This is a genomic window from Exiguobacterium sp. s193 (assembly GCF_018618755.1).
Classification (GTDB): Bacteria; Bacillota; Bacilli; order Exiguobacteriales; family Exiguobacteriaceae; genus Exiguobacterium_A.
Genome location: NZ_JACSMR010000003.1, coordinates 1 through 21168, shown reverse-complemented (window position 1 = coordinate 21168; position 21168 = coordinate 1). Strand labels below are relative to the sequence as shown.

General features: G+C 47.6%; 25 protein-coding genes, 10 tRNA genes and 1 riboswitch. Of the genes, 28 read left to right on the top strand and 7 right to left on the bottom strand.

Going from position 1 to position 21168, the window contains the following annotated elements:
- The first annotated feature begins 196 nt into the window (after positions 1–196).
- A complete protein-coding gene (locus tag KNQ04_RS06165; RefSeq protein WP_214848115.1) occupies positions 197–1642 on the top strand; it encodes an alanine/glycine:cation symporter family protein in 1446 nt (481 codons plus the stop codon).
- Positions 1643–2243: 601 nt separating this feature from the next.
- On the top strand, positions 2244–2705 hold the full coding sequence (locus KNQ04_RS06160) for a hypothetical protein (RefSeq protein WP_214848112.1): 462 nt from the start codon (positions 2244–2246) through the stop codon (positions 2703–2705).
- A gap of 56 nt (positions 2706–2761) precedes the next feature.
- Here KNQ04_RS06160 and KNQ04_RS06155 read toward each other — a convergent pair whose 3' ends face one another.
- Positions 2762–3574 (bottom strand): aldo/keto reductase, encoded by an 813-nt coding sequence (locus tag KNQ04_RS06155; protein ID WP_214848109.1) that lies wholly within the window; start codon positions 3572–3574, stop codon positions 2762–2764.
- Positions 3575–3732: 158 nt separating this feature from the next.
- On the opposite strand from KNQ04_RS06155, the gene KNQ04_RS06150 reads away from it, so the two are divergent.
- Positions 3733–3933 (top strand): hypothetical protein, encoded by a 201-nt coding sequence (locus KNQ04_RS06150; protein ID WP_088838080.1) that lies wholly within the window; start codon positions 3733–3735, stop codon positions 3931–3933.
- Between the two features lie 42 nt (positions 3934–3975).
- Here KNQ04_RS06150 and KNQ04_RS06145 read toward each other — a convergent pair whose 3' ends face one another.
- A complete protein-coding gene (locus KNQ04_RS06145; protein WP_214848106.1) occupies positions 3976–5283 on the bottom strand; it encodes a Na+/H+ antiporter NhaC family protein in 1308 nt (435 codons plus the stop codon).
- An 81-nt stretch (positions 5284–5364) separates the two neighbouring features.
- A riboswitch (SAM riboswitch) is annotated at positions 5365–5468 on the bottom strand.
- Between the two features lie 68 nt (positions 5469–5536).
- Entirely contained in the window at positions 5537–6490 is a 954-nt protein-coding gene (locus KNQ04_RS06140; protein ID WP_214848104.1) for a metal ABC transporter solute-binding protein, Zn/Mn family, read from the bottom strand.
- Positions 6491–6637: 147 nt separating this feature from the next.
- On the opposite strand from KNQ04_RS06140, the gene KNQ04_RS06135 reads away from it, so the two are divergent.
- Entirely contained in the window at positions 6638–7621 is a 984-nt protein-coding gene (locus KNQ04_RS06135; RefSeq protein WP_353049713.1) for an alpha/beta hydrolase, read from the top strand.
- Positions 7622–7667: 46 nt separating this feature from the next.
- Positions 7668–8243 (top strand): histidine phosphatase family protein, encoded by a 576-nt coding sequence (locus KNQ04_RS06130; protein WP_214848102.1) that lies wholly within the window; start codon positions 7668–7670, stop codon positions 8241–8243.
- A gap of 3 nt (positions 8244–8246) precedes the next feature.
- Here KNQ04_RS06130 and KNQ04_RS06125 read toward each other — a convergent pair whose 3' ends face one another.
- Complete coding sequence (locus KNQ04_RS06125; RefSeq protein ID WP_214848101.1) at positions 8247–8738, bottom strand: YwpF-like family protein; 492 nt, start codon at positions 8736–8738, stop codon at positions 8247–8249.
- Positions 8739–8880: 142 nt separating this feature from the next.
- On the opposite strand from KNQ04_RS06125, the gene KNQ04_RS06120 reads away from it, so the two are divergent.
- Positions 8881–9210 carry a hypothetical protein gene (locus KNQ04_RS06120; RefSeq protein WP_214848099.1) on the top strand — a complete coding sequence of 110 codons (330 nt, stop codon included), beginning with the start codon at positions 8881–8883 and terminating at the stop codon, positions 9208–9210.
- A gap of 100 nt (positions 9211–9310) precedes the next feature.
- On the opposite strand, the gene KNQ04_RS06115 is transcribed toward KNQ04_RS06120, so the two are convergent.
- Both KNQ04_RS06115 and KNQ04_RS06110 read right to left on the bottom strand, forming a co-directional pair.
- On the bottom strand, positions 9311–10762 hold the full coding sequence (locus tag KNQ04_RS06115) for a nicotinate phosphoribosyltransferase (RefSeq protein WP_214848097.1): 1452 nt from the start codon (positions 10760–10762) through the stop codon (positions 9311–9313).
- A 16-nt stretch (positions 10763–10778) separates the two neighbouring features.
- Positions 10779–11312 carry a cysteine hydrolase family protein gene (locus tag KNQ04_RS06110; protein WP_214848095.1) on the bottom strand — a complete coding sequence of 178 codons (534 nt, stop codon included), beginning with the start codon at positions 11310–11312 and terminating at the stop codon, positions 10779–10781.
- Positions 11313–11473: 161 nt separating this feature from the next.
- Between KNQ04_RS06110 and KNQ04_RS06105 the strand changes: the two genes are divergently transcribed.
- From KNQ04_RS06105 to KNQ04_RS06095, 3 genes are read left to right on the top strand one after another with little or no spacing between them, the layout of a single operon-like run.
- Entirely contained in the window at positions 11474–11749 is a 276-nt protein-coding gene (locus KNQ04_RS06105; protein WP_214848093.1) for a 4a-hydroxytetrahydrobiopterin dehydratase, read from the top strand.
- Positions 11739–12236, top strand: coding sequence for a hypothetical protein (locus tag KNQ04_RS06100; protein WP_214848092.1), 498 nt, complete (start codon positions 11739–11741; stop codon positions 12234–12236). Before KNQ04_RS06105 ends, KNQ04_RS06100 begins: the two co-directional genes overlap by 11 nt.
- Positions 12237–12259: 23 nt before the next feature.
- Complete coding sequence (locus KNQ04_RS06095; protein WP_214848091.1) at positions 12260–12523, top strand: hypothetical protein; 264 nt, start codon at positions 12260–12262, stop codon at positions 12521–12523.
- A 65-nt stretch (positions 12524–12588) separates the two neighbouring features.
- Here the strand turns inward: KNQ04_RS06095 and KNQ04_RS06090 are convergent, their stop codons facing one another.
- Entirely contained in the window at positions 12589–13335 is a 747-nt protein-coding gene (locus KNQ04_RS06090; protein WP_214848090.1) for a rhomboid family intramembrane serine protease, read from the bottom strand.
- Between the two features lie 68 nt (positions 13336–13403).
- Here KNQ04_RS06090 and acpS point away from each other — a divergent pair, with 68 nt between their 5' ends.
- The 19 genes from acpS to KNQ04_RS05995 all read left to right on the top strand — a co-directional run bounded on the left by acpS (position 13404) and on the right by KNQ04_RS05995 (position 21023).
- Positions 13404–13790, top strand: a complete 387-nt coding sequence (gene acpS / locus KNQ04_RS06085) for a holo-ACP synthase (protein WP_214848089.1) — start codon at positions 13404–13406, stop codon at positions 13788–13790.
- Entirely contained in the window at positions 13762–14838 is a 1077-nt protein-coding gene (gene alr / locus KNQ04_RS06080) for an alanine racemase (RefSeq protein WP_214848088.1), read from the top strand. Before acpS ends, alr begins: the two co-directional genes overlap by 29 nt.
- 139 nt (positions 14839–14977) lie before the next feature.
- Entirely contained in the window at positions 14978–15202 is a 225-nt protein-coding gene (locus KNQ04_RS06075; protein WP_012371670.1) for a hypothetical protein, read from the top strand.
- Positions 15203–15205: 3 nt separating this feature from the next.
- Positions 15206–15556, top strand: coding sequence for a type II toxin-antitoxin system PemK/MazF family toxin (locus KNQ04_RS06070; protein ID WP_214848087.1), 351 nt, complete (start codon positions 15206–15208; stop codon positions 15554–15556).
- A 202-nt stretch (positions 15557–15758) separates the two neighbouring features.
- Positions 15759–16085 carry an STAS domain-containing protein gene (locus KNQ04_RS06065; protein ID WP_214848086.1) on the top strand — a complete coding sequence of 109 codons (327 nt, stop codon included), beginning with the start codon at positions 15759–15761 and terminating at the stop codon, positions 16083–16085.
- A complete protein-coding gene (gene rsbW / locus KNQ04_RS06060) occupies positions 16082–16564 on the top strand; it encodes an anti-sigma B factor RsbW (RefSeq protein ID WP_214848084.1) in 483 nt (160 codons plus the stop codon). Before KNQ04_RS06065 ends, rsbW begins: the two co-directional genes overlap by 4 nt.
- Positions 16530–17327 (top strand): RNA polymerase sigma factor SigB, encoded by a 798-nt coding sequence (gene sigB, locus KNQ04_RS06055; RefSeq protein WP_353049712.1) that lies wholly within the window; start codon positions 16530–16532, stop codon positions 17325–17327. Before rsbW ends, sigB begins: the two co-directional genes overlap by 35 nt.
- A 62-nt stretch (positions 17328–17389) precedes the next feature.
- Positions 17390–19510 carry a Tex family protein gene (locus tag KNQ04_RS06050; RefSeq protein WP_214848080.1) on the top strand — a complete coding sequence of 707 codons (2121 nt, stop codon included), beginning with the start codon at positions 17390–17392 and terminating at the stop codon, positions 19508–19510.
- The gene (locus tag KNQ04_RS06045; protein ID WP_214848079.1) at positions 19507–19947 is read left to right on the top strand and encodes a SprT family protein; all 441 of its coding nucleotides are present in this window, start codon (positions 19507–19509) and stop codon (positions 19945–19947) included. The genes KNQ04_RS06050 and KNQ04_RS06045 overlap by 4 nt, the downstream gene beginning before the upstream one ends.
- 149 nt (positions 19948–20096) lie before the next feature.
- Positions 20097–20171, top strand: a tRNA-Asn gene (locus KNQ04_RS06040).
- Positions 20172–20179: 8 nt separating this feature from the next.
- Positions 20180–20271 (top strand) — tRNA-Ser (locus KNQ04_RS06035).
- 48 nt (positions 20272–20319) lie between these two features.
- A tRNA-Glu gene (locus tag KNQ04_RS06030) sits at positions 20320–20394 on the top strand.
- A 4-nt stretch (positions 20395–20398) separates the two neighbouring features.
- Positions 20399–20474 (top strand) — tRNA-Val (locus KNQ04_RS06025).
- 34 nt (positions 20475–20508) lie between these two features.
- Positions 20509–20584: transfer RNA gene (locus KNQ04_RS06020), tRNA-Asp, on the top strand.
- A gap of 4 nt (positions 20585–20588) precedes the next feature.
- Positions 20589–20660: transfer RNA gene (locus tag KNQ04_RS06015), tRNA-Gln, on the top strand.
- Positions 20661–20667: 7 nt separating this feature from the next.
- Positions 20668–20743, top strand: a tRNA-Lys gene (locus KNQ04_RS06010).
- Positions 20744–20760: 17 nt separating this feature from the next.
- Positions 20761–20846, top strand: a tRNA-Leu gene (locus tag KNQ04_RS06005).
- Positions 20847–20850: 4 nt separating this feature from the next.
- Positions 20851–20927 (top strand) — tRNA-Arg (locus KNQ04_RS06000).
- Between the two features lie 19 nt (positions 20928–20946).
- Positions 20947–21023: transfer RNA gene (locus KNQ04_RS05995), tRNA-Ile, on the top strand.
- Positions 21024–21168 lie beyond the last annotated feature (145 nt).

The following is a 21168-nucleotide window of genomic DNA, read 5'->3' as shown; positions in this document are numbered from 1 at the left end:
CATCGGTCATTTTGATGTAAACGCTTCTTTTTTTGTTCGTAAACGAAAAACCTCACATCTAATGTGAGGAAATGGATAAAAAAGTCTCATAATCAGAAGTTGACTGATACAACTGTATTTGATTTTTTAAAAAATCTTTCGTATTATAGAACACATGTGAAAAAAGGTTACATAAGAGAGAAGTGGGGGAACCTGTATGGAGAAGCAATTGATGGATATCGTAAGTAATATTAGTGATGTATTATGGTCGAGCGTATTAATTATCTTACTTGTTGGCTTAGGCATTTATTTTACGGTTCGCATGGGATTCGTCCAATTCCGGATGTTACCTGAAATGTTACGGTTACTGTTCCAAGGAACGGATAAAGGAAAAGATGGTGTCTCTCCATTCCAAGCATTCGCGATCAGTACGGCAGCGCGTGTTGGAACAGGAAATATCGCCGGTGTTGCGACGGCAATCGCGTTAGGTGGTCCAGGTGCAGTCTTCTGGATGTGGTTGATTGCCTTAATCGGTTCAGCGTCAGCATTCGTCGAAAGTACGCTTGCACAAATTTATAAAGTTCGTGATGAAAAAGCATGGCGTGGGGGCCCTGCCTATTACATGGAAAAGGCGCTTGGTCAACGCTGGCTCGGAATTGTCTTCAGTGTCTTGATTACGATTTCGTTTGGCTTCGTCTTTAACTCGGTTCAATCGAACACGATTTCGTTGTCGCTCCAAAGCCAGTATGGCATCGATAAGATGTGGATTACGATCGGTCTTGTTGTGTTGACAGCACTCGTTATCTTCGGCGGAGTGCGCAGCATTGCGACGGTCTCTGCGTTCCTCGTTCCGATCATGGCAGGCGGATATATTTTAATCGCTCTCTTCATCATGATTACGAACCTTGAGTTGTTACCAGACGTCTTCGGCTTGATTTTCCAAAAAGGGCTCCTTGAGTTCAAGACGCTTGCCGGTGGAGCGATTGGTGCTGCAGTCCTCAACGGAATTCGTCGCGGTCTGTTCTCGAATGAAGCCGGTATGGGTTCTGCTCCGAACGCTGCTGCGACGGCGGAGGTTTCGCACCCTGTCAAGCAAGGATTAATTCAATCATTCGGTGTATTCGTGGATACGTTACTCATCTGTTCATCAACGGCGATGATCATCCTCGTCAGCGATGTCGCAACGAAAGACGCGAATGGGAAAGCAGTTGCCGGGATCGCACTCGCACAAAATGCACTTTCGACTCAAGTCGGAGTTGTCGCAACGACGTTCATGGCGCTCGCAATCTTTTTGTTCGCCTTCAGTTCGATTGTCGGAAACTACTATTATGGTGAGTCGAACATCAGCTTCATCAATAACAATAAGACACTCATGACGGCGTACCGGGTCATCGTCCTCGCGATGGTCGTCTTCGGTTCAGTCGTGCAAACGGCAGGTCTCGTCTGGGCGCTCGCTGATATCTTCATGGGCTTGATGGCGGTCGTTAACTTATATGCGATTTTCCGTTTATCTAAAATCGCGAGACTTGCGCTCGATGATTATCTCGAACAGCGTAAAGCTGGGAAAGACCCGCGTTTTTATGCGGACTCGATTCCAAACTTGCCAGGTAAGGAATCTCTTGAAGCCTGGAAGACAGACGAATCAAAAGAAAAAGCGATTTAATCACAAAAGAACCGGCATTCTGCTGGTTCTTTTTGCATGTAGACAAACGTTTATGAAGCGTGAACATGCTTTTCGCTTAAAAAAGCGATTCGAGACGGATTGTGCCCTAGACGGTCTGCATGACCGGCTTTCCATCACGGTATTACCCAAAAAGCGTCACGTTTCGTTGACTCCTGCGGGAAAAGTGCGTTTTTAACGCACGTTCAGAGGCAGGCAAGACCCTGCTCGTTGTCCGTGAGGATCAAGGAGCAACGGCTTGCGCCTCGCCCGAGGAAAGCAACGAAAAAAGACGCTTATCTCCCGATCGTCATTGTCTAAAGTCTGAAAGAATCGGCATTTTTCCGATTCTTTTTTTGTGTGTGAACAAAGACAAAGTAGTAAGGATGAATAACAGATTTGTTCTTTTCGCTGCTGTTTAGTGAGGCGATACCGCCTGAAAACACGCCATGCCGGCATGCCTCTTCAATCTTCAGTGATGGCGACTGTTTTAGATACGCGAAAAAATACGATCTGCGTTTTTAGTACACAGATTCTAAAAAAATTACTAAAGCATCGAAAAAATGGGAATAGCTATTAAAGAGCCGAAGAGAGGAGAGGGAGGATGGAAAACGTACATTACGTCCGTGTCACGGATGCCGTCTGGGATTCTTTTGGTGACGATCCACATATCATCATGGACTGGATTCTTTTTATCCATGAGACGAAGCCCGATCAGGAGCAGGTATTTGCCCTCGAAGAAACAGCAGCCATCTACCACGTGATGAATCAAATCGATATCTATATCGATCAAGAGACCCATTACAACTTAGGACGGGCAGTCGTCGGGGAAGAGCTGATTGTCAACGAAACACAGGCGGCAATCGTTGGCATCCTTCCTCTTCCGTTAATCATCATTTCAGCAGAAGTGATGCGGAATTTTGACCGTCTTGCACTCGAGACGATTTATGATGAGGCGGGACAGCACGGCGAGTTTGACGACGTGTGGGAACAATTCGCTGATTTACGGGCCTATTTTAGCAAAGCGGAAGAAACAGAAGAGACGATTCTTGTCTATTATGCCTAAAAAAGACTGCACCGGGAGTGTTCCCGCGAGCAGTCTTTTGTCTATCCGTATGTTCATTAAAAATCGATTTCGTCAGGATCCGGTCCGAGGCGGTCTTCTGACGCGAGACGGTCAATTTGTTCAAGATCGTCTGCATCGAGTTGGAAATCAAACACGTCGAAGTTTTCAGCGATCCGTTCTGGTGTGACAGACTTCGGAAGCGCAACGATTCCGTTATCGAGGTGCCAACGAAGAACGACTTGCGATGGGCTCTTACCATGCTTTTCAGCAATCTCTTTAAAATCATTGATTTCGAGGAATTTACCTTGCATGAGTGGGCTCCATGCTTCGATTTGAATGTTATGATCCTGCAAGTACTCATGCAGTTCATGTTGCGGAAGTTGTGGGTGAAGCTCGACTTGGTTAATCATCGGCGTCATGAGTCCCTCTTCAGCAAGTGTATCGAGATGATGTTCTTTGAAGTTCGAAACACCAATTGCTTTAATTTTACCCGCTTCATAAAGCTCGACCATGGCTTTCCATGCTTCGACATAACCTTCAACAGGCCAGTGAATGAGGTAGAGATCGAGATAATCGGTTTCTAGTCGCTCAAGTGACTCAGCGAAAGCCTCTTTCGTCCGTCCGGCACGAATGTCATCGTTCCAAACTTTAGACGTCAAGAAGAGTTCTTCACGTTTCACGCCGCTTTCTTTGATTCCTTTTGCGACACCACGTTCGTTTTTGTAGACGGCAGCCGTATCGATATGACGGTAACCGACGCGAAGTGCTTCTGCGACGGCAGCCGGTGCTTCCGTCTCTTCATCGACTTGCCAGACACCGAACCCGATTTGTGGAATCGTGATACCATTTGAAAGTTTTGCGTATTGCATGTGTATACTCCTCCTTCAATAGAACTAGAATATGGATTTGCCTGTTCAGTTTAGCATGAAGTTAGAAGAACATCTGTTTTGATGCTCATAAGCAGGGAATATAGAATGGGAAAGAGAAGAAAGTCTACTGATGCATAAATGAAGAGAGGTGTAAAATCATGGTGAAATCGATTAAAAAAGTACCAAAAGGAGTTTGGACAAGCATTGCTGCGCTATTAGGGGCTCAAGCCACGTTCCTTTTCCTTGGTGCCCGCAAGACAGGACGTAACCCGTGGGTATGGGGTGGAGCAGGACTCGTTCAATTCCCACTTCCGGCGATTGCTTACTTCATTTTGAATCGTCAAGAAAAACAGAAATAAAGTGAACCCCCATCGCAGATGAAGCGACGGGGGTTGTTTGTTTTACGACACGTTTTTTTTCTGTGCGGCCTCGGTCTTCCGGCGTGGGAATCCGAAGAAGATTGCGAGCGATCCGCAAATGAACAGTAAAAACGGATAGAACAGATACGGAATCAGTTCGGGAGATGCCGTTTTTGTCAGTTCAGCGGCAATCAAAAGTTGTGCTCCGTACGGAATGATTCCTTGGACACCACAGGAAAAGAGGTCGAGGATACTGGCTGATTTCTTTCGGTCGACGTCATACGTATCCGCAATTTCAGCAGCGAGCGGTCCTGCGACAAGAATCGAGATCGTGTTATTCGCCGTTGCAAGATTCGTGGCACTGACGAGGGCAGCCATGCTGAACTCCGCTCCCCGGCGTTTCGAGATTTTCCGTGTCAAAGTTTCTTTGAGATAGGCGATTCCGCCGTTATACGTGATGAGACTGACGAGTCCGCCCATCAGTAACGTTAAGATGGAGATTTCTGCCATCCCCATCAATCCGTCAGACATCGCGAGAACAAAGCCACTTAATCCGAAGCTTCCGTCCACCATTCCGATGATGCCTGTCAACAATGTCCCGCCGAGTAAGACGAGAATGACGTTAACACCGAAAAGTGCAAGCACGATGACGGAAAGGTACGGAATCAACTTATAAAAGTCGAACGCCTTTGCTTCGACGACATCTCCGGCGCCTGATACGAAGGCAAGTAAGATGACGGTGATGATAGCAGCAGGTAAGACGATTAAAAAGTTCGTTCTGAATTTATCGCGCATGTTCGTTTTTTGTGTCCGGACGGCAGCGATTGTCGTATCGGAGATGAACGATAAGTTGTCACCGAACATCGCTCCACCGACGACGGCAGCAGCGGCGAGTGCGACGTTGACGCCCGTCGCGTCATGAATGCCGAGTGCGATCGGGGAGAGGGCGGCAATCGTCCCGGTCGAAGTCCCCATCGCCATCGAGATGAAGGCGGCGATGATGAACAAACCGCTCATCAGGAGCGACTGCGGCAAGAAGCTGAGCGCGGCGTTGACGGTCGCGTCAATCGCTCCAATCGCATTCGCTGTTCCGGAAAACGTGCCGGCAAGTAAAAAGATGAAGACCATGATCATGATGTCCGGGTTACCGGCACCACGGGCAATCCGCTCGACCGTCTGGTTGATGTCTCCCTTAGATGTCGCAGCAGCAAAGATCAAGGCGATCAACGCTGCAATCAAGATCGGGAATTTGTAAAAGTCGTTATAGAAGATTCCTGCACCGATGAATAATACAAGGAAAACGAACAAGGGCAACAAAGCCCATTTGTTCGGTGTAATCGTTTCGTTCATGTCGAATCACTCCATTTCTTCAGCATACAAAAAAAGACCCCTTCGCAAGAAAGAAGGAGGTCTTTACTGAAAAAGACGCTCTTCTTATCTCTCAAGCTTTCGCTTGCTGGATTTGGCACAGTACGAATCAATCGTCCGCTGCCGAAACATCATTGGGCCAGTCCCTCCGTTTCTCGCGATAAAAAGAAGTCATTTAGTTGTTTAAAATACGTTTTCTACCGTAACGTATCTTTTAATGCTTGTCAACAGCACCTTACTGCAGTGCCTGTTTGAGTGTCGTGACGTTTTCATTCATTAAATCAAAATAGGATTGATCTTGCTGTTCTTTTGTGACGGACTCGAGGTTGTGAATCGTGATCGACTCGGCACCGATTTCTTTTTGGATGACACGGGCGACCTTTGGCGACACCGTCTCTTCAAAGGCGATATAGTGTAAGTCATGTAACTTGGCTTCTTTGACGATTGCGGCAAGTTGCTTTTGGGATGGTTCGTCAGACGGCGAGATTCCGGCAATCGGGAGTTGCTCAAAACCATACCGTTCTGCAAGATATCCATACGCTGCATGAGTAACGAGTAACTCTTTTTTAGAACCGGCCTCCACAGCCTTTTGTAAGTTTCGGTCGAGTTCATCCGCCTGTTGATTAAACAGGTTCAGGTTTTTGGTGAAGGTCTCTTTACTTGCAGGTGCTTCTTTTGCGAGAGCAGTCGTGATCGACTGGGCCATCTTTTTAGCGTTCATCGGATCAAGCCAGACGTGTGGATCGTATTTTCCGTGATCATGGTCCTCTTCTTCATGATCATGCGCTTCCTCTCCGTGAGTATGGAGTGTTGCAGAAGCATCGAGTAAGTCAATTCCTTTACTCGTCTCAACGAAGCGGATGGAGTTACCGGCTAAACTTTCTTTGATTTTCTTCGAATACGGCTCAAGTGTCGTACCGGTTAAGAGGAACAAGTCACCTTTTGCGATTTGTGTCAGTTGTTTTGATGTCGGTTCATACGAATGGGGATCGGCACCAGGTGGAACGATCATTTCGACATGGACTTCCTTTCCGCCGATTTCTTTGGCGATGGCTGCCGTCGCGAACGTCGAAGTATAGACCTGTAGTTTACCATCGTCACTCGAATCTGATGAAGACGATGACCCGCATGCAGCAAGAAGACTTGCGCTCATCGTTGCGACGGTGAATGCTGTGATTAATTTTTTCATATGAATAAAACCTCCAAGATTATTAAAACGTAATTATTCCGATTTGGACTTTTTAACTATATCCGACGTTAACTGAAGCGTCAAGTCGAATTGTTGTGAAGTTCTAGTTCAAAAAAAATCGGGTAAGAGAGAAGTAGAAGCTAAATCGTGATTACGTTTGGAGGTGACGGGGTGAAACGTGAGACGGCATGGTTGATGGGAGGCGCGGCGATTTTGACGACCGCCGCTGCCGGAGCAAGTATCTGGAACAATTATGGTGCGTTACTTCGTTGGACGGAACCTGTCTTGCCACTTACGGAGAAGCAACTAGCGCCACGCAACATCGTATACAAAACTGTCGAAAAACAAGATTTAACGTTAGATATCTATTATCCGCCGGGGGAAGGACCGTTTCCGGTCGCGATTTATGCCCACGGTGGTGCATTCGTTCGTGGCGGTCGTGATGATATCTTTTGTTTCTCACCGATTGTCGACCGATTTTTAGAGCTCGGCATCGCCGTCTGTAGCATCGACTATCGTTTGTTTGAGGACGGGAGCTACTTTCCGGATAACTTAGAAGATGCCCGCGACGCCCTTTGTTTTTTGAACCGTCAAGCGGACGAACTGCAAATTGCCCGGGGGCGAATGATGTTATGGGGGGATTCAGCCGGAGCAGCCCTGATGTTGACGACATCTCTTGCCCCGGATGAATTTGTCGGACAACAGACAAAGGAGTCCTTCCCGATGATTAGCGGCATCATCGCTCTCTATCCCCCGACAAATTTTCTATTGTTTAAATTCATTCAGACATGGATTGCCCACATCAAATTTTATGGAGGCGGACGGGAAGAGTGGCGCCAGTTGATGACGCGTGTCTCGCCGGCGACACACTTAAGTTCAGACTCCCCACCCATCATGTTGTTGCACGGGAAAAAAGATCCAATCGTCCCGTTTGCCCAAGCACTCCACTTTGTTGAGAAGGGAGCAGACGTCGGGGCGGACGTCCGATTATTCTCGTTTCCGAATGGAACGCATTCGCTAGCAAGCTTTGCCCAAACGGAAAATCCACTCAAACTGGAGCGGTTGCTCGAACGGATCGAAGCCTTCAGCTGTCAAGTGCTTGTCTTGCCGAAACGAGAGACGCTCCACTGAGAAACATGATACAATCAGTCATATTTCTTTAGAAGGAGACTGCATTATGACTGAAATTTGTTTAGTACGCCACGGTCAAACGGACTGGAATTTGAACGAACGGATTCAAGGACGCGAAGATATACCGCTGAATGAGACTGGGAGAAAACAAGCTACGCTCAGTGCCGCCTATCTGGCGGGAGAGGACTGGGATGTCTTGATTTCAAGTCCGTTGTCACGCGCTGTCGAGACGGCAGAAATCATCGGACGCTCGATCGGTTTACGCTTGACGGAAACAGATGAACGGCTCGTCGAACGGGAATTCGGAAGTGCTTCCGGTGAGCCGGTCGCAGGGATTTATGAGGCTGTCCAGGCAAACGATGCTGAACGTGTGCCGGGACTCGAGACGGAACAAGAAATTCAAACCCGTGTTTTTTCTGTCGTGCAGGAGCTGACACAAAAATATCGAGGGAAGCGCCTCTTGATCGTCTGCCATTCACACACGATTAAAGCGGCACTCTCCTCGATTGATGAGACGTTCAGTTACCGGACACCATTGAAAAATGCATGTGCGAATTACATTCGGTTCTCGGATCGTTATGAAATTGACCGGATTAATGTCGCGGAACACATCACGGTCTGACGCTTATCCTTCGACGACCGCAGGATGTTCCTTTAAGTATTGTTTGAAGGTTTCCTTTGCAATACTCGTGATGTGCGCACCACGTTTTGAACGGCGATCTTTGTATTCTTGAATCAAATCTTCGCCGGTAAAGTTATCTTCGACGACTTCACGTAAAATCGATTCCGAGAGATCATTTTTCATCATGACCATCTTACCGGTGAAGAGATAGGAAGTACCGTCACTCAGTTGTGTGCTTTCATAAGGTGTTACGATCATCGCAGCCGGGTCATTATCCGGACGTGAAATCGTGATTTCGATTAAGGCACGTAATTTTTTCTTGAAGAGTTCCTCGATGATCGGTTGATCCTGATCGGTCACGACGATTTCCGCGACCCACTGGGCGGTTTGGTCCGTGCTGACTGTCAGTCCGTCCTTGATTTGAACAGGGATCGTCGTATCCCGTCCGGATTCGTCCATCAGAATGCGTAACGTACACAATTTAAAGGTTTTCAAGCGAATTCCTCCTTTGGTTGGTCGTGCATTATTTTCTTCAGTATACCGTGAGTCGATCGGCTGCGCGAAACTTTTCATAACGACTTTAGGTCGAACTATGTTTAAATGAAACTAGAAATTAGAAACAGGAGGACCGTTCAATATGCCGCAAGCACTTATAGGAATATTAGGAATCGTGGGGATTGTGTTACTTGCCCATCACATTATCATGTATTGGCATGCTGAGCCAAAAGATCGTCCGACGCTTGCGTACCGCATAGCGCTCCTGATTGCCTGTTTACTTCTCATCAGCGGAAGTGACCACTTAATTAGTATCTTTTATGCCGATTCTTTAGCGGAATTTGGTCAACGGATTACCTATATCGTCTTCATCGGAGGTGCGCTCGGTTTTGCGTGGTACTTTCGTCAACAAATGGAACAAGCGACAGCCAAAATGACCGCTCGCCCAAACGAAACAGCCCACTTCAGTTGAAGCGGGCTGTTTTTAGCGTATAAAAAATGAGAGGGAGATGAACAGGTAGCCTTTTAAGACGGCCGTCAAGAAGCTTGATTCTCGTGAGTATTTGATTTTGTTATTTTACACCGCTTGCGATACGGGTTTTACGAATCATGTCGAGTTTCAGTTTCCAGAGACGGTCGCTGAAAGTGACGGCATAGATTTCAGGTAAACGAAGACGTTTATACTCTTCCCAAAGACGGCCGATTTGTTGTTCGTGGAAGTGACGGCTTTCTTCAATCGTCGGAACGGTATAAACAAGTTCACCATCCTTGAAGATTGGAGCCAGTAATCGCTCAACGTTGAAGTTCTCGATCCGGTTCCGGAATGACGGATCACGGACGTCAATCAAATCGACGAAATCAAGTTGGCTCGGGTCTTCATCGAGTAACGTGATGTAGTCTCCTTTAAACTTATTCGTTTCCGGGTCAACGATACGATATGCTTCCTTGATATGTGGGGTCGTCGTCTTCGCTTTCGAGGACGAGACTTTGATGACCGGTGCAAGTTCGCCATTGATTTCACGTGCGACCAGCTTATAGACCATTCCGAGTGCCGGTTGTTCATACGCTGTGATACCACGTGTTCCAACGAGGAAGGTGTTTGCCTGTGCCCCTTGGATGCGTAAATCTTGAATGACATATTCATCTAAATCACCGGAAAGGACGATCTCGACGTCGGGGAATCCTGCTTCATCGAGCATCTTCCGTGCGCGTTTCGATAGGTACGATAAGTCACCCGAGTCGATCCGGATACCACGTAACTTGTGTCCGTCTGCTTCAAGTTCTTTTGCGACCGTGATGGCATTCGGGAGTCCACTTTTCAGCGTGTCGTACGTATCGACGAGAAGTGTCGCCTGATCCGGATAATGTGACGCGAACGTCCGGAAAGCCGTCAACTCATCATCATGGAACTGAATATCTGCATGCTCCATCGTACCGCCGCATGGGATACCAAAGTCACGGCCGGCAGACGCGAGACTCGTCACGTCGAACCCGGCTAAATAAGAGGCACGTGTTCCGAAGTAAGCAGCATCGATTCCCTGTGCACGGCGTGAACCGGCTTCAAGGAATTTCGCGCCTGGCGCCGACTGACGAATGCGCGCGTATTTCGTCGCAATCAACGATTCGTGATTGGCGATGTTCAAGATGGCCGTTTGGAGTAACTTCGCTTCAAAAATCCGTGCTTCGATCCGGACTAACGGTTCATTTGGGAAGACGATCTCACCTTCTTTGACACTCGAGAGGGAGCCTGTGAATTTAAAGTTACGTAACTCATCCTTGAATTCATCCGGGAAGCCAATCATCGTTTGAAGATACGTGATATCTTCTTCTGTGAAATGGAGTGTTTGAATATATTCGATGATGTTTTCAAGACCGGCGAAGACGACATATCCACCTTCGAATGGATTGCTGCGGTAATAGACGTCAAAAACAGCACGTTCATTATGACGCCCTTCCTTCCAGTAGATATACATCCATCTCGGAAGATAGAGGTCAGTATGAAGTGCAAGATTACGTTGTAACATGAAGACAGATCCCTTCTTATTCGCCGACGACTTCTGCGCCGATCGATTGTTTAAAGTGTGTGAGTGCCCAGTCGTGACCAGCCGCATTGAAACTCGCGACGGCGTCAGCGTGGACGACGATTTTATATCCGAGGTTGTATGCATCGACGGCCGTGTGTAAGACACAGATGTCTGTACAAACACCGACGAGGTGAACTTCTGTGATTTGTCTTTCCCGAAGACGCAAGTCAAGATCTGTTCCAGCAAAGGCGCTATAACGCGTCTTGTCGATGACATGATCCGCGACACGTGCCATCTCGGCGACCTGTCCAAACAAGTCCCGTCCATGCGTTCCGCGAATGTTATGCGGTGGGAAGAGGACGGTTTCCGGATGGAAGGTGTCACCTTCTTCATGGATGTCATTTGCGATGACGACATAGTCTTCCGTTGAAAATTCATCCATGAGTGAAGCGATTCGTCCGTCGATGGCTTGACCCGGTTTCCCGCACGTCAGCTTTCCTTCATCAGCGACGAAATCAAATGTGTAATCAATAACGATTAGAGCGCGCATAAGCGATGGCCCCTTTCCTGATGATATAGTGTTCTCTTTCACATTGTACTCTATCTCACTTCGAAGGCAAAAGGAAGAAATCGGAGAGAGACAGGTATAAGAAGTAGGGAAAGTAGGGTATAAGGTATAGGACGAAAACGATAGCGGAGGAGGAGAATGGAATGAAAAGGTTGAATGAGTACGAGGTAGAGGAGCGTCTAGAAGGCTTACACGACTGGAGTGTCGTCGATGACGAAATCGTTCGTGTATATACGCTGGATTCGTTCCCGGCAGCCTTGGACTTTGTCCAAGAAGTGGGATCGCTTGCAGAACACTTGAATCATCATCCACGAATCGTGATCGACTATAAAAAAGTTACGCTCGCCGTCACGACACACGATGCCGGCGGATTAACCGGAAAAGACTTCGAACTCGCGGAGGCCTGTGATGCCATCTAAACTATTCATTACATTCGGTAGCGGTACCTTTGTCGACCAAATTCGTTCGCGGGATGCTCAGATTCGGGCAGCAGGCGGAAGCGGGGAAGCTTTGTTGTGGATGGAAACGGACGGGAAGTCACCGTTCCAAAGTGGCAACAGCTACACACTCCTTGAGACGCGTGGTAATTTTGATGAGAAGGGAACGGTCTTTTATTGGTCGATTCCAGCAGATCAAAACAGTGGCGACCTTTTCGTCCATCACGTCATGTCGGACCCGAAAGTGCTTGGCGCAGAGTACGGCAGTTTTCAAGCTTTGCGGATTGCGCGGGTCGAGCGGGCGACGGATCTCGTTTTGTTGATTCAATTCAACGATGACGGGGATGCTACGCGTTACGCAAAATCAGTTGAACGCTTGACGGTTGACCAGTATGCTGAAGAAGCAGGGAAGTCGTTTACGCCTTCTCCGATCATGAAACGTTATCAACTTTTACCACCACTACATTAAAAACAACACAGGGGGAAAAACAGATGAAGAAGAATTACTTTGTACTCGCAACAGTAGGTGGCGCACTAATCGGCGCAACACTCTCATTACTCCATAAAGATACACGCCAAGCGCAAATCGCAGCGACGAAGCGTGCTTTCGGTGGAGCAGGGACACAACTCTCAGCAGTCAAACAAGATCCAAAAGGTCGGTTCGAAGAAATACGTGCGCTCTACACAGATAATCAAGAAACCATCCATAACTTGATTGACGATGTAAAAGATCTTGCGGAATCATTCCGTAAATAAGTGACATGACAAAAGCGCGCCACCTGTTTTTCCGGATAACGGAACAGGTGGCGCGCTTTTTTTCGTTAAATGAACCGAGCGAGTAAACCGAAAATGGCAAAGGCGACGATGACGTAAAAGAGGATCCGTCCTGTCTGACCGGAGCCTGTCGAATGAACGACGTGTCCTCTAGAAGTTGTACGCTGACCCATGTTGAACGGACGCGTGAACGGAACGGCACTTTTTCCGAAGATGAAGCCGGCGAGGAATCCAAGCAGGAATCCGTACAGGTGACCAAAGACGGAGACATTCGAACCGATGAGCGTAAAGACGGCTGTAATCGCACTGAAGATATACACGAGTCGTGCATCGTCAGCAGAGATGATCGTCCGGCGAAAACGTCCGAGATAGACGTAAAAACCAAGCAGTCCGAGGATTGCTCCTGAAGCCCCTGCCTGTCCGTAAAACAAATCGCCACTTAACGTGATGTACGTCAACACGTTAGCGAGTGTTCCGACGAGCAAGTAAAAGATTGCGAATTTGACGTGACCAATCATTCGTTCGAGTGCCGGGGCGAAAATAATCATGGCAAACGTGTTAAAGGCAATGTGCCAAAAATCGTAATGTAAAAATGTTGCTGTGACGACGCGCCACCATTCGCCCCGCGCGATGAATAAATTAATCGCCGAGCCATACGTGAGTGGAGAGAAACCAAAGCCGAGTAACTGATTCAACTGCTCGATGACAAACAGCGCGACTTGGATTAAAATGAACAACGAAACGACCGGATAAGAACGTGTGAACGTTTGTAGATTTTCCGTTCGACTAAACATGACAACACCTCGCTTCACTTTCATTCTATATGAAGTGGGCGAAGAATAGAACTGTGGAGGCGTAGGGAATGATTTATGGAATCGGTCTTGACTTGATTGAACTCGACCGCGTTCGGTTGACACTCGAACGACAACCCCGCATGCTGAAGCGGGTCTTAACGGAACGGGAACAGGCACGGTACGAAACGCTGAAGGGTACACGTCAGCTTGAATATATCGCAGGACGGTTTGCTGCGAAGGAAGCATTCGTCAAGGCATTCGGGACAGGTATCGGACGGGAAGTATCCTGGCTTGATCTTGAAGTGTTGAACGAAACGTCAGGGCGCCCTGTCATGACTGGTCCGTTTGAGGGTGTCATTCATGTATCGATTACGCATTCGGATCATTATGCGGCAGCGCAAGTTTTACTAGAGAAGAGGGATGCAGATGTACCGACCGACTTGGATCGAAATTGACCGTAGTGCGATTGTGCACAATGTACGTGAGATAAAAGCAAGACTCGGCGATCAAGCGATGATGGCTGTCGTCAAAGCAGATGGATATGGACATGGTGCCATCACGGTAGCGGAGGTTGCATTAGAAAATGGGGCAGACATGCTTGCTGTCGCCCTTCTAGAAGAGGCCATCGAACTGCGCGAAGCCGGGATTCAAGCGCCGATTCTGATGCTTGAAGGCTTATTGCCGGAACACGTGTCGATTGCTTCGAACTATGACGTCGCCGTTCCTGTCTTCTCAGCGGAGTGGTTGCGACAAGCGAAACAGCATTTAACAGAAATTGATGCGTTACGGATTCACATCAAAGTCGACAGCGGCATGGGACGTCTTGGTTTGCAAACGATGGAAGAACTGGACGAAATTTTGTCGGAAATTGAGACGGACCTGATTGAACTCGAAGGGATTTACACGCACTTCGCGACAGCGGATGAGCTGGAAAGTCGTTTATTCGATCGACAACGGACGGACTTTCTCCGGTTCGTCGCACGTGTACCGGACGTCCGCTATATTCACGCCGCGAATTCTGCTGCTGCAATCCGTTTAGCAGGTCAAGATGATCCGTTTAATATCGTCCGGATCGGGATTGCATTGTACGGAGCGATGCCGTCCGACGAAATGATTCCGTACTATGATTTCCTGAAGCCGGCCTTTTCGTTAAAGAGCCAGTTGATGCAAGTGAAACTTGTCGAACCGGGCCAAACGATTAGTTACGGGGCGACATATACGGCACCGACCGATGAATGGATTGGAACAGTCCCGATCGGTTACGCCGATGGTTGGTCACGGCGCTTTCAAGGATATTCGCTCATCGTCGACGGTCAACCGTGCGAAATCGTCGGACGTGTCTGCATGGACCGTTTGATGATTCGTTTACCGCGCGCCTATCCAACGGGGACGGAAGTGACGTTGATTGGAACGGGAGCACCACTCGACGAGGCGGCCCATTGGTTAGGGACGATCAACTATGAAGTCCTTTGTCAATTTTCAAAACGTGTTCCACGAAAATAATTTAGAAAAACCATCAATATGATGGCCAAAAAATGTTATTTGTTTGAATTTTGATTGTATTTTCTGAATTCGACTGATATATTGAAGTAGAAAGTGAGTCGTTCGTTAAGGTTTCAGTGAATCTGGAGGTGCCATTATCTTGGTCCAACAACGGGAGAAGCAATTTGTTGAGCGAAATGTAGCGAAGGAGACGATTGGGATGAAGTCGAACCATACGACCGAAGAGCGCAAACGTCAGCTACGTGAGGAATTGAAGCGTGGTTACGAAGAAATGGCAGCAATCAATTTATCAATCGTTGGTGAAATGTTCCAGATTGAAACGGAGGCGGAGTTCTCGCTCCTACGTCAAGTAAGCGGGGTGTAAGCTTTGATAGTCAAACGTGGCGACGTGTTTTATGCAAATTTGTCACCTGTGGTCGGATCGGAACAAGGTGGAGTACGTCCTGTCCTTGTCCTACAAAATGATATTGGTAACCGATTCAGTCCGACGGTCATCGTGGCTGCGATCACGGCACAGATCGACAAAGCCAAACTACCGACCCATGTGGAAGTATATCGAGAGCGACACGGATTAGAACGTGATTCGGTCATCCTACTTGAGCAGGTTCGTACAATCGATAAACGCCGTCTAACCGATAAAGTCACACATCTAGATTCTGACACGATGATGAAAGTGAATAGTGCCGTCGCAATCAGCCTAGGCTTGATTGATTTTTAGGCACCTACATAGAACAACGAGAAGAGTCGATACATTTGTATGCGACTTTTTTTGACTAAATTTTTTAAAAAGTGGTTTAGAAATGTTTTTATACGGGAAATATATTTGAGTGACTTTTTTTAGATGGAAGTTACTTGATTAAAACATGATGACGAAATAGAGAAAAATCATATAGCACATTTCCTTGAGGAGGAACTTGAAGATGGATTTAACAATTAGAACAGAACAATTAGAAGGTCAGACACATCTCTATATCGTAGGAGAGATTGATACGTATACAGCACCTAAACTTCGCCAAGAGCTCGTCCCTGCAGTAGAAACGAATGACGTCGTCGTTCACTTGGATGAAATCCACTACATGGATTCAACAGGTCTCGGTGTATTCGTCGGAGCACTTAAAGCATCGAAGAAAAACGGTACATCATTTACACTCGTCGGCGTCTCAGAACGCATTCGCCGTCTTTTTGAAATCACAGGACTTTCAAGCATCATCACAATCGACAGTGGTGTACGAGGTGGGACGCAATGAAGAACGAACAACTTGAAATGACATTACCTGCAAAACCAGAATACGTTGCGATCGCACGCTTGACGGTCTCAGGTGTCGCAAATCGGATGGGCTACACGTATGATGACATCGAAGACATTAAAATCGCTGTTTCTGAAGCGTGTGCGAATGCCGTTCAACATGCTTATGAAGAAGAACAGGACGGATCGATGGGCTTAACTTGTAACGTTTACCCGGATGACCGGCTTGAAATCATCGTCAAAGACAATGGTGTGACATTTGATAAAGATCATGTCAAACGCCAAAGCGAACCGATCACGGAATCGCATGACCTAGATTCACTGCATGAGGGGGGACTAGGAATCTTGATGATTGAAGCATTGATGGATCAAGTCACGATCGAAAAAGCAAACGGCGTCACTGTCCATATGACAAAATATATGAATAGAGATGAGGTGGGTCAAAGTGCCAGCAAAGTCTCAACAACGCCATCACAGTGATGATGAAGTTCTTCGGCTGATTGATCTGTATCAACAAGATGACCAGGACGAAGAAGTTCATGCCGCGCTACTCGCCCGTTATTCGGATCTCGTCGAGGCGCTTGCCCGTAAATTCTCACGTGGACGTCCGATCCATGACGATCTCGTCCAAGTCGGGATGATTGGATTACTTGCTGCGCTCCGTCGCTTCGACAAAGAGTTCGGCCGGAGTTTCGAATCGTTTGCTGTACCGACGATCATCGGAGAAATCAAACGATTCATTCGTGATAAAACATGGAGTGTCCATGTGCCACGCCGCATCAAAGAACTGGGTCCGAAGATTAAGAAAGCCGTCGAAGAATTGACGACCGAGTTACAGCGTTCGCCACGAATCGACGAAATCGCAGCCCGTCTTGAAGTGTCCGAGGAAGAAGTACTCGAAACACTCGAAATGGGAAAAAGTTATCAAGCTTTGTCTGTCGATAGTTCGATTGAAGCGGACCAAGAAGGTAGTACGGTCACGTTACTTGATTTAGTCGGTAACCAGGAAAACGGCTATGACTCGATTGATCAAAAATTGATTCTCGAGAAAGCCTTTGCTGTACTGACGGATCGGGAACGCTCGATTCTTGAGTGTGCCTATTATCGCAACATGAGCCAAAAAGAGACCGGTGAACTGCTTGGTATCTCGCAAATGCATGTGTCACGTCTTCAGCGACGTGCGCTACAAAAGTTGCGTGATGCGATTAAAGTAGAACCGAATGAAATCTTTTCAAAAGACTGACGCCATGGCGTCAGTCTTTTTTTCTGTTGATTCTTCGGTATAATGAGGAAGAGGTGAGGAAAATGGAGAAGAGAATCGCAACAGAATTGAATTTACGACCCCAGCAAGTGAAGGCCGTCTTACAATTGACGGAAGATGGAGGAACGATTCCGTTCATCGCACGTTATCGTAAAGAACAGACTGGTGAGCTCGATGAAGTCGAAATCAAGGCGATCCTCGATCGACATAAAAGCATCACGCAACTCGAAACAAAACGAGACGACGTTCTTCGGAAGATTGAAGAGCAGGGTGTGATGACAGAGGCATTAAATCAAGCGTTGCGCGAAGCGACGACACTACAACAAATTGAAGATTTATACTTACCGTTCCGTCCGAAACGTCGGACGAAAGCGGAAATTGCACGTGAAGCGGGACTAGCGCCACTTGCGGACTGGCTCCGATCGGCAACGCCATTTGAGACAACGAAGTTTAAAGAATTATTTGCCGGACTCGAAGAAACAGAGGCCGTTGCCGGGGCGGAAGCAATCATCGCGGAAGAATGGGGCGAACAAGCAACTGTCCGGGACCATATCCGTCAAGTGACACATCGTGCGGCAGAAATCGTGACGAAACAGAAAAAAGATGCGGTCGATGAAAAACGTGTCTTTGCCCAGTACTATGAGTACAACGAGCGGGTCCGCCAAATCGTTCCACACCGAATATTGGCAATCAATCGTGCCGAATCCTTAAAAATCGTTTCGGTTAAAGTTGTGTTAGACGAACAACAAGTCTTACCCTACTTACTTCGTCCTTTTAGCCGATTGGCAGAACAAAAACGCCACATCGTTGAAGAAGCAGTCAAAACAGGCTATAAAAAATCTGTCTTCCCAGCGATTGAGCGAGAAATTCGGAATGAGCTGACAGAAAAAGCAGAGAATCAAGCGATTGAAGTCTTCGGCAAAAACTTACGCCAACTCTACATGCAACCACCGATGAAAGGGAAAGTCATGTTAGGACTTGACCCTGCTTACCGGACAGGGTGTAAGTGGGCAGTCATTGATCCGACGGGGGAATTAAAAGAAGTCGGCGTCATCTATGTCACGATGTCAGAGCAAAAGGCTAAGGAAGCCCGGTCTAAATTATCAGAACTGGTGAAAAAATATGGGGTCGAGTTGATTGCGATCGGCAACGGGACGGCATCGCGTGAAACCGAATCGTTTGTAGCGGACTGGATTAAAGGTCATACAGAAGTTGCCTTTACGATCGTCGACGAAGCAGGAGCAAGTATTTACTCGGCTTCAGAAATCGCGCGAACGGAGTTCCCGGACCTCCAAGTCGAACAACGATCGGCGATTTCAATCGCCCGCCGTCTGCAGGATCCGTTAGCAGAACTCGTTAAAGTCGATCCGCAATCTGTCGGGGTAGGGCAGTACCAACATGACGTGACACAAGTGAAGCTGAAGGAAACACTCGACTTCGTCGTTGAGACCGTCGTGAACCAAGTAGGTGTCGATGTGAATACGGCGTCTGAGTCCTTGCTCGGGTATGTAGCGGGAATCACGAAGGCAACGGCAAAAAAAATCGTCGAACGCCGTTCTGAACTTGGCGCATTTGCTTCACGAAAAGAGCTGTTGAAAGTGCCTCGTCTCGGTGCAAAAGCTTATGAGCAGGCAGCCGGTTTCCTTCGTATTCCTGAAGGGACGCATCCGCTGGACCGGACGCCGATTCACCCGGAACAGTATAAAACCGTCGAACAACTGTTTAAACAGCTCGAGTTAGCGCTGACGACCGTCGGGACGGAAGAACTCCGTACGAAGTTAGCTGAACTTCCGGTGAGGGAAACGGCAGAGCAACTCGAGATTGGTGAACCGACACTCCGGGATATCATCGAAGCCCTCCAACGTCCGGAACGCGATCCACGAGAGGCACTGGATAAACCGATTTTACGACAAGATGTGTTATCACTGGACATGATTCAAGTCGGGATGGAGTTCCAAGGGACCGTCCGGAACGTGCTTGATTTCGGTGCGTTTGTCGATATCGGTGTAAAGGAAAGTGGCCTCGTTCACATCTCGAAGTTAAGTAAACGACGCGTCAAGCACCCGCTCGACGTAATTGCCGTCGGAGAAATCGTGACGGTCTGGGTGACGAGTGTCGAACCGGAACGTGGCAGAATCGGTTTAACGATGGTCAGCCCATCATGACGAACGAACAATTACAGCAATACGTCGAGCAGCTTTCGCTCGACGTGTTTGCTTTACCGTTTAGACATAAGGCTGTTTTTAATGGAAGACTACGGACGACAGGTGGTCGTTATTTTTTGACGGACCATCATCTCGACTTTAATCGACGCTATGTAACTGACATAAAAACCTTTCGTGGCATCGTGATTCATGAACTTTGCCATTACCATCTTCACTTGACCGGACGTGGACACCGCCACCAAGATCAAGACTTTAAAGACTGGTTATTACGCTATGGTGGTCTACGGTACAGTCCGAGACTAGAAGGAGATGAAAAAAAATTACATCAATACGAATGTCATAAATGCGGTACATTATATAGAAGGAAAAGAAAGATGAATCCGGAAAAGTATCGCTGTGGGAAGTGTCGCGGAAAGATTTTTTACAAAAGTAGTTGACGTTCATTTCGGAGCGTGATAAATTATAGAAGTCGTCAAAACGACAGCAACTAAACAACTTATCGTTACTAAAAACTTTTTTAAAAAAGCATTGACGGCAAGAAAAAAAGTTGCTAATATATAAAAGTGCTCCGAAACGAACACAACATTCCGCAATAGCTCAGTGGTAGAGCAACCGGCTGTTAACCGGTAGGTCGTAGGTTCAAATCCTACTTGCGGAGCCATTATCTTTGGAGATGTACCCAAGTGGCTATAAGGGGCGCCCCTGCTAAGGGTGTAGGCCGGGAAACTGGTGCGAGGGTTCGAATCCCTCCATCTCCGCCAGACCTCTTATGTGAAAATGTTACTTGAGAATAATTATTAAACACTTATGGCCCGTTGGTCAAGCGGTTAAGACACCGCCCTTTCACGGCGGTATCACGGGTTCGATTCCCGTACGGGTCACCATAATGGAGGATTAGCTCAGCTGGGAGAGCATCTGCCTTACAAGCAGAGGGTCGGCGGTTCGATCCCGTCATCCTCCACCATTTTTAATTTCATACTTATACGTAACAAAAATGTGGTCCTGTGGTGTAGCGGTTAACATGCCTGCCTGTCACGCAGGAGATCGCGGGTTCGAATCCCGTCAGGACCGCCATTTTTGGGCTGTGGCCAAGTGGTAAGGCACTGGATTTTGATTCCAGCATGCGAAGGTTCGATCCCTTCCAGCCCAGTTTTCTCGTGTCATTAGCTCAGTTGGTAGAGCATCTGACTTTTAATCAGAGGGTCGCAGGTTCGAATCCTGCATGACACACCATTTTAAATTTTATATTTGCGGTCGTGGCGGAATGGTAGACGCGCTAGGTTGAGGGCCTAGTGGTGGCAACACTGTGGAGGTTCAAGTCCTCTCGACCGCACCATATCGCACCCTTAGCTCAGCTGGATAGAGTACTTGACTACGAATCAAGGGGTCGGGAGTTCGAATCTCTCAGGGTGCACCATATTTTGTTTGCTTTTGACGGGCCTATAGCTCAGCTGGTTAGAGCGCACGCCTGATAAGCGTGAGGTCGGTGGTTCGAGTCCACTTAGGCCCACCATTTTTCAAAACAAACGATGACGAACTTTGAAAACTGAACGATGAGGCAAAAAACGTATCTTCGGATACAAACAATGAATGAAGCGCAAGCTTCGTCAACGTGACTTTTAGTCACAAAAACGAGCAAGTCAAACACTTTATGGAGA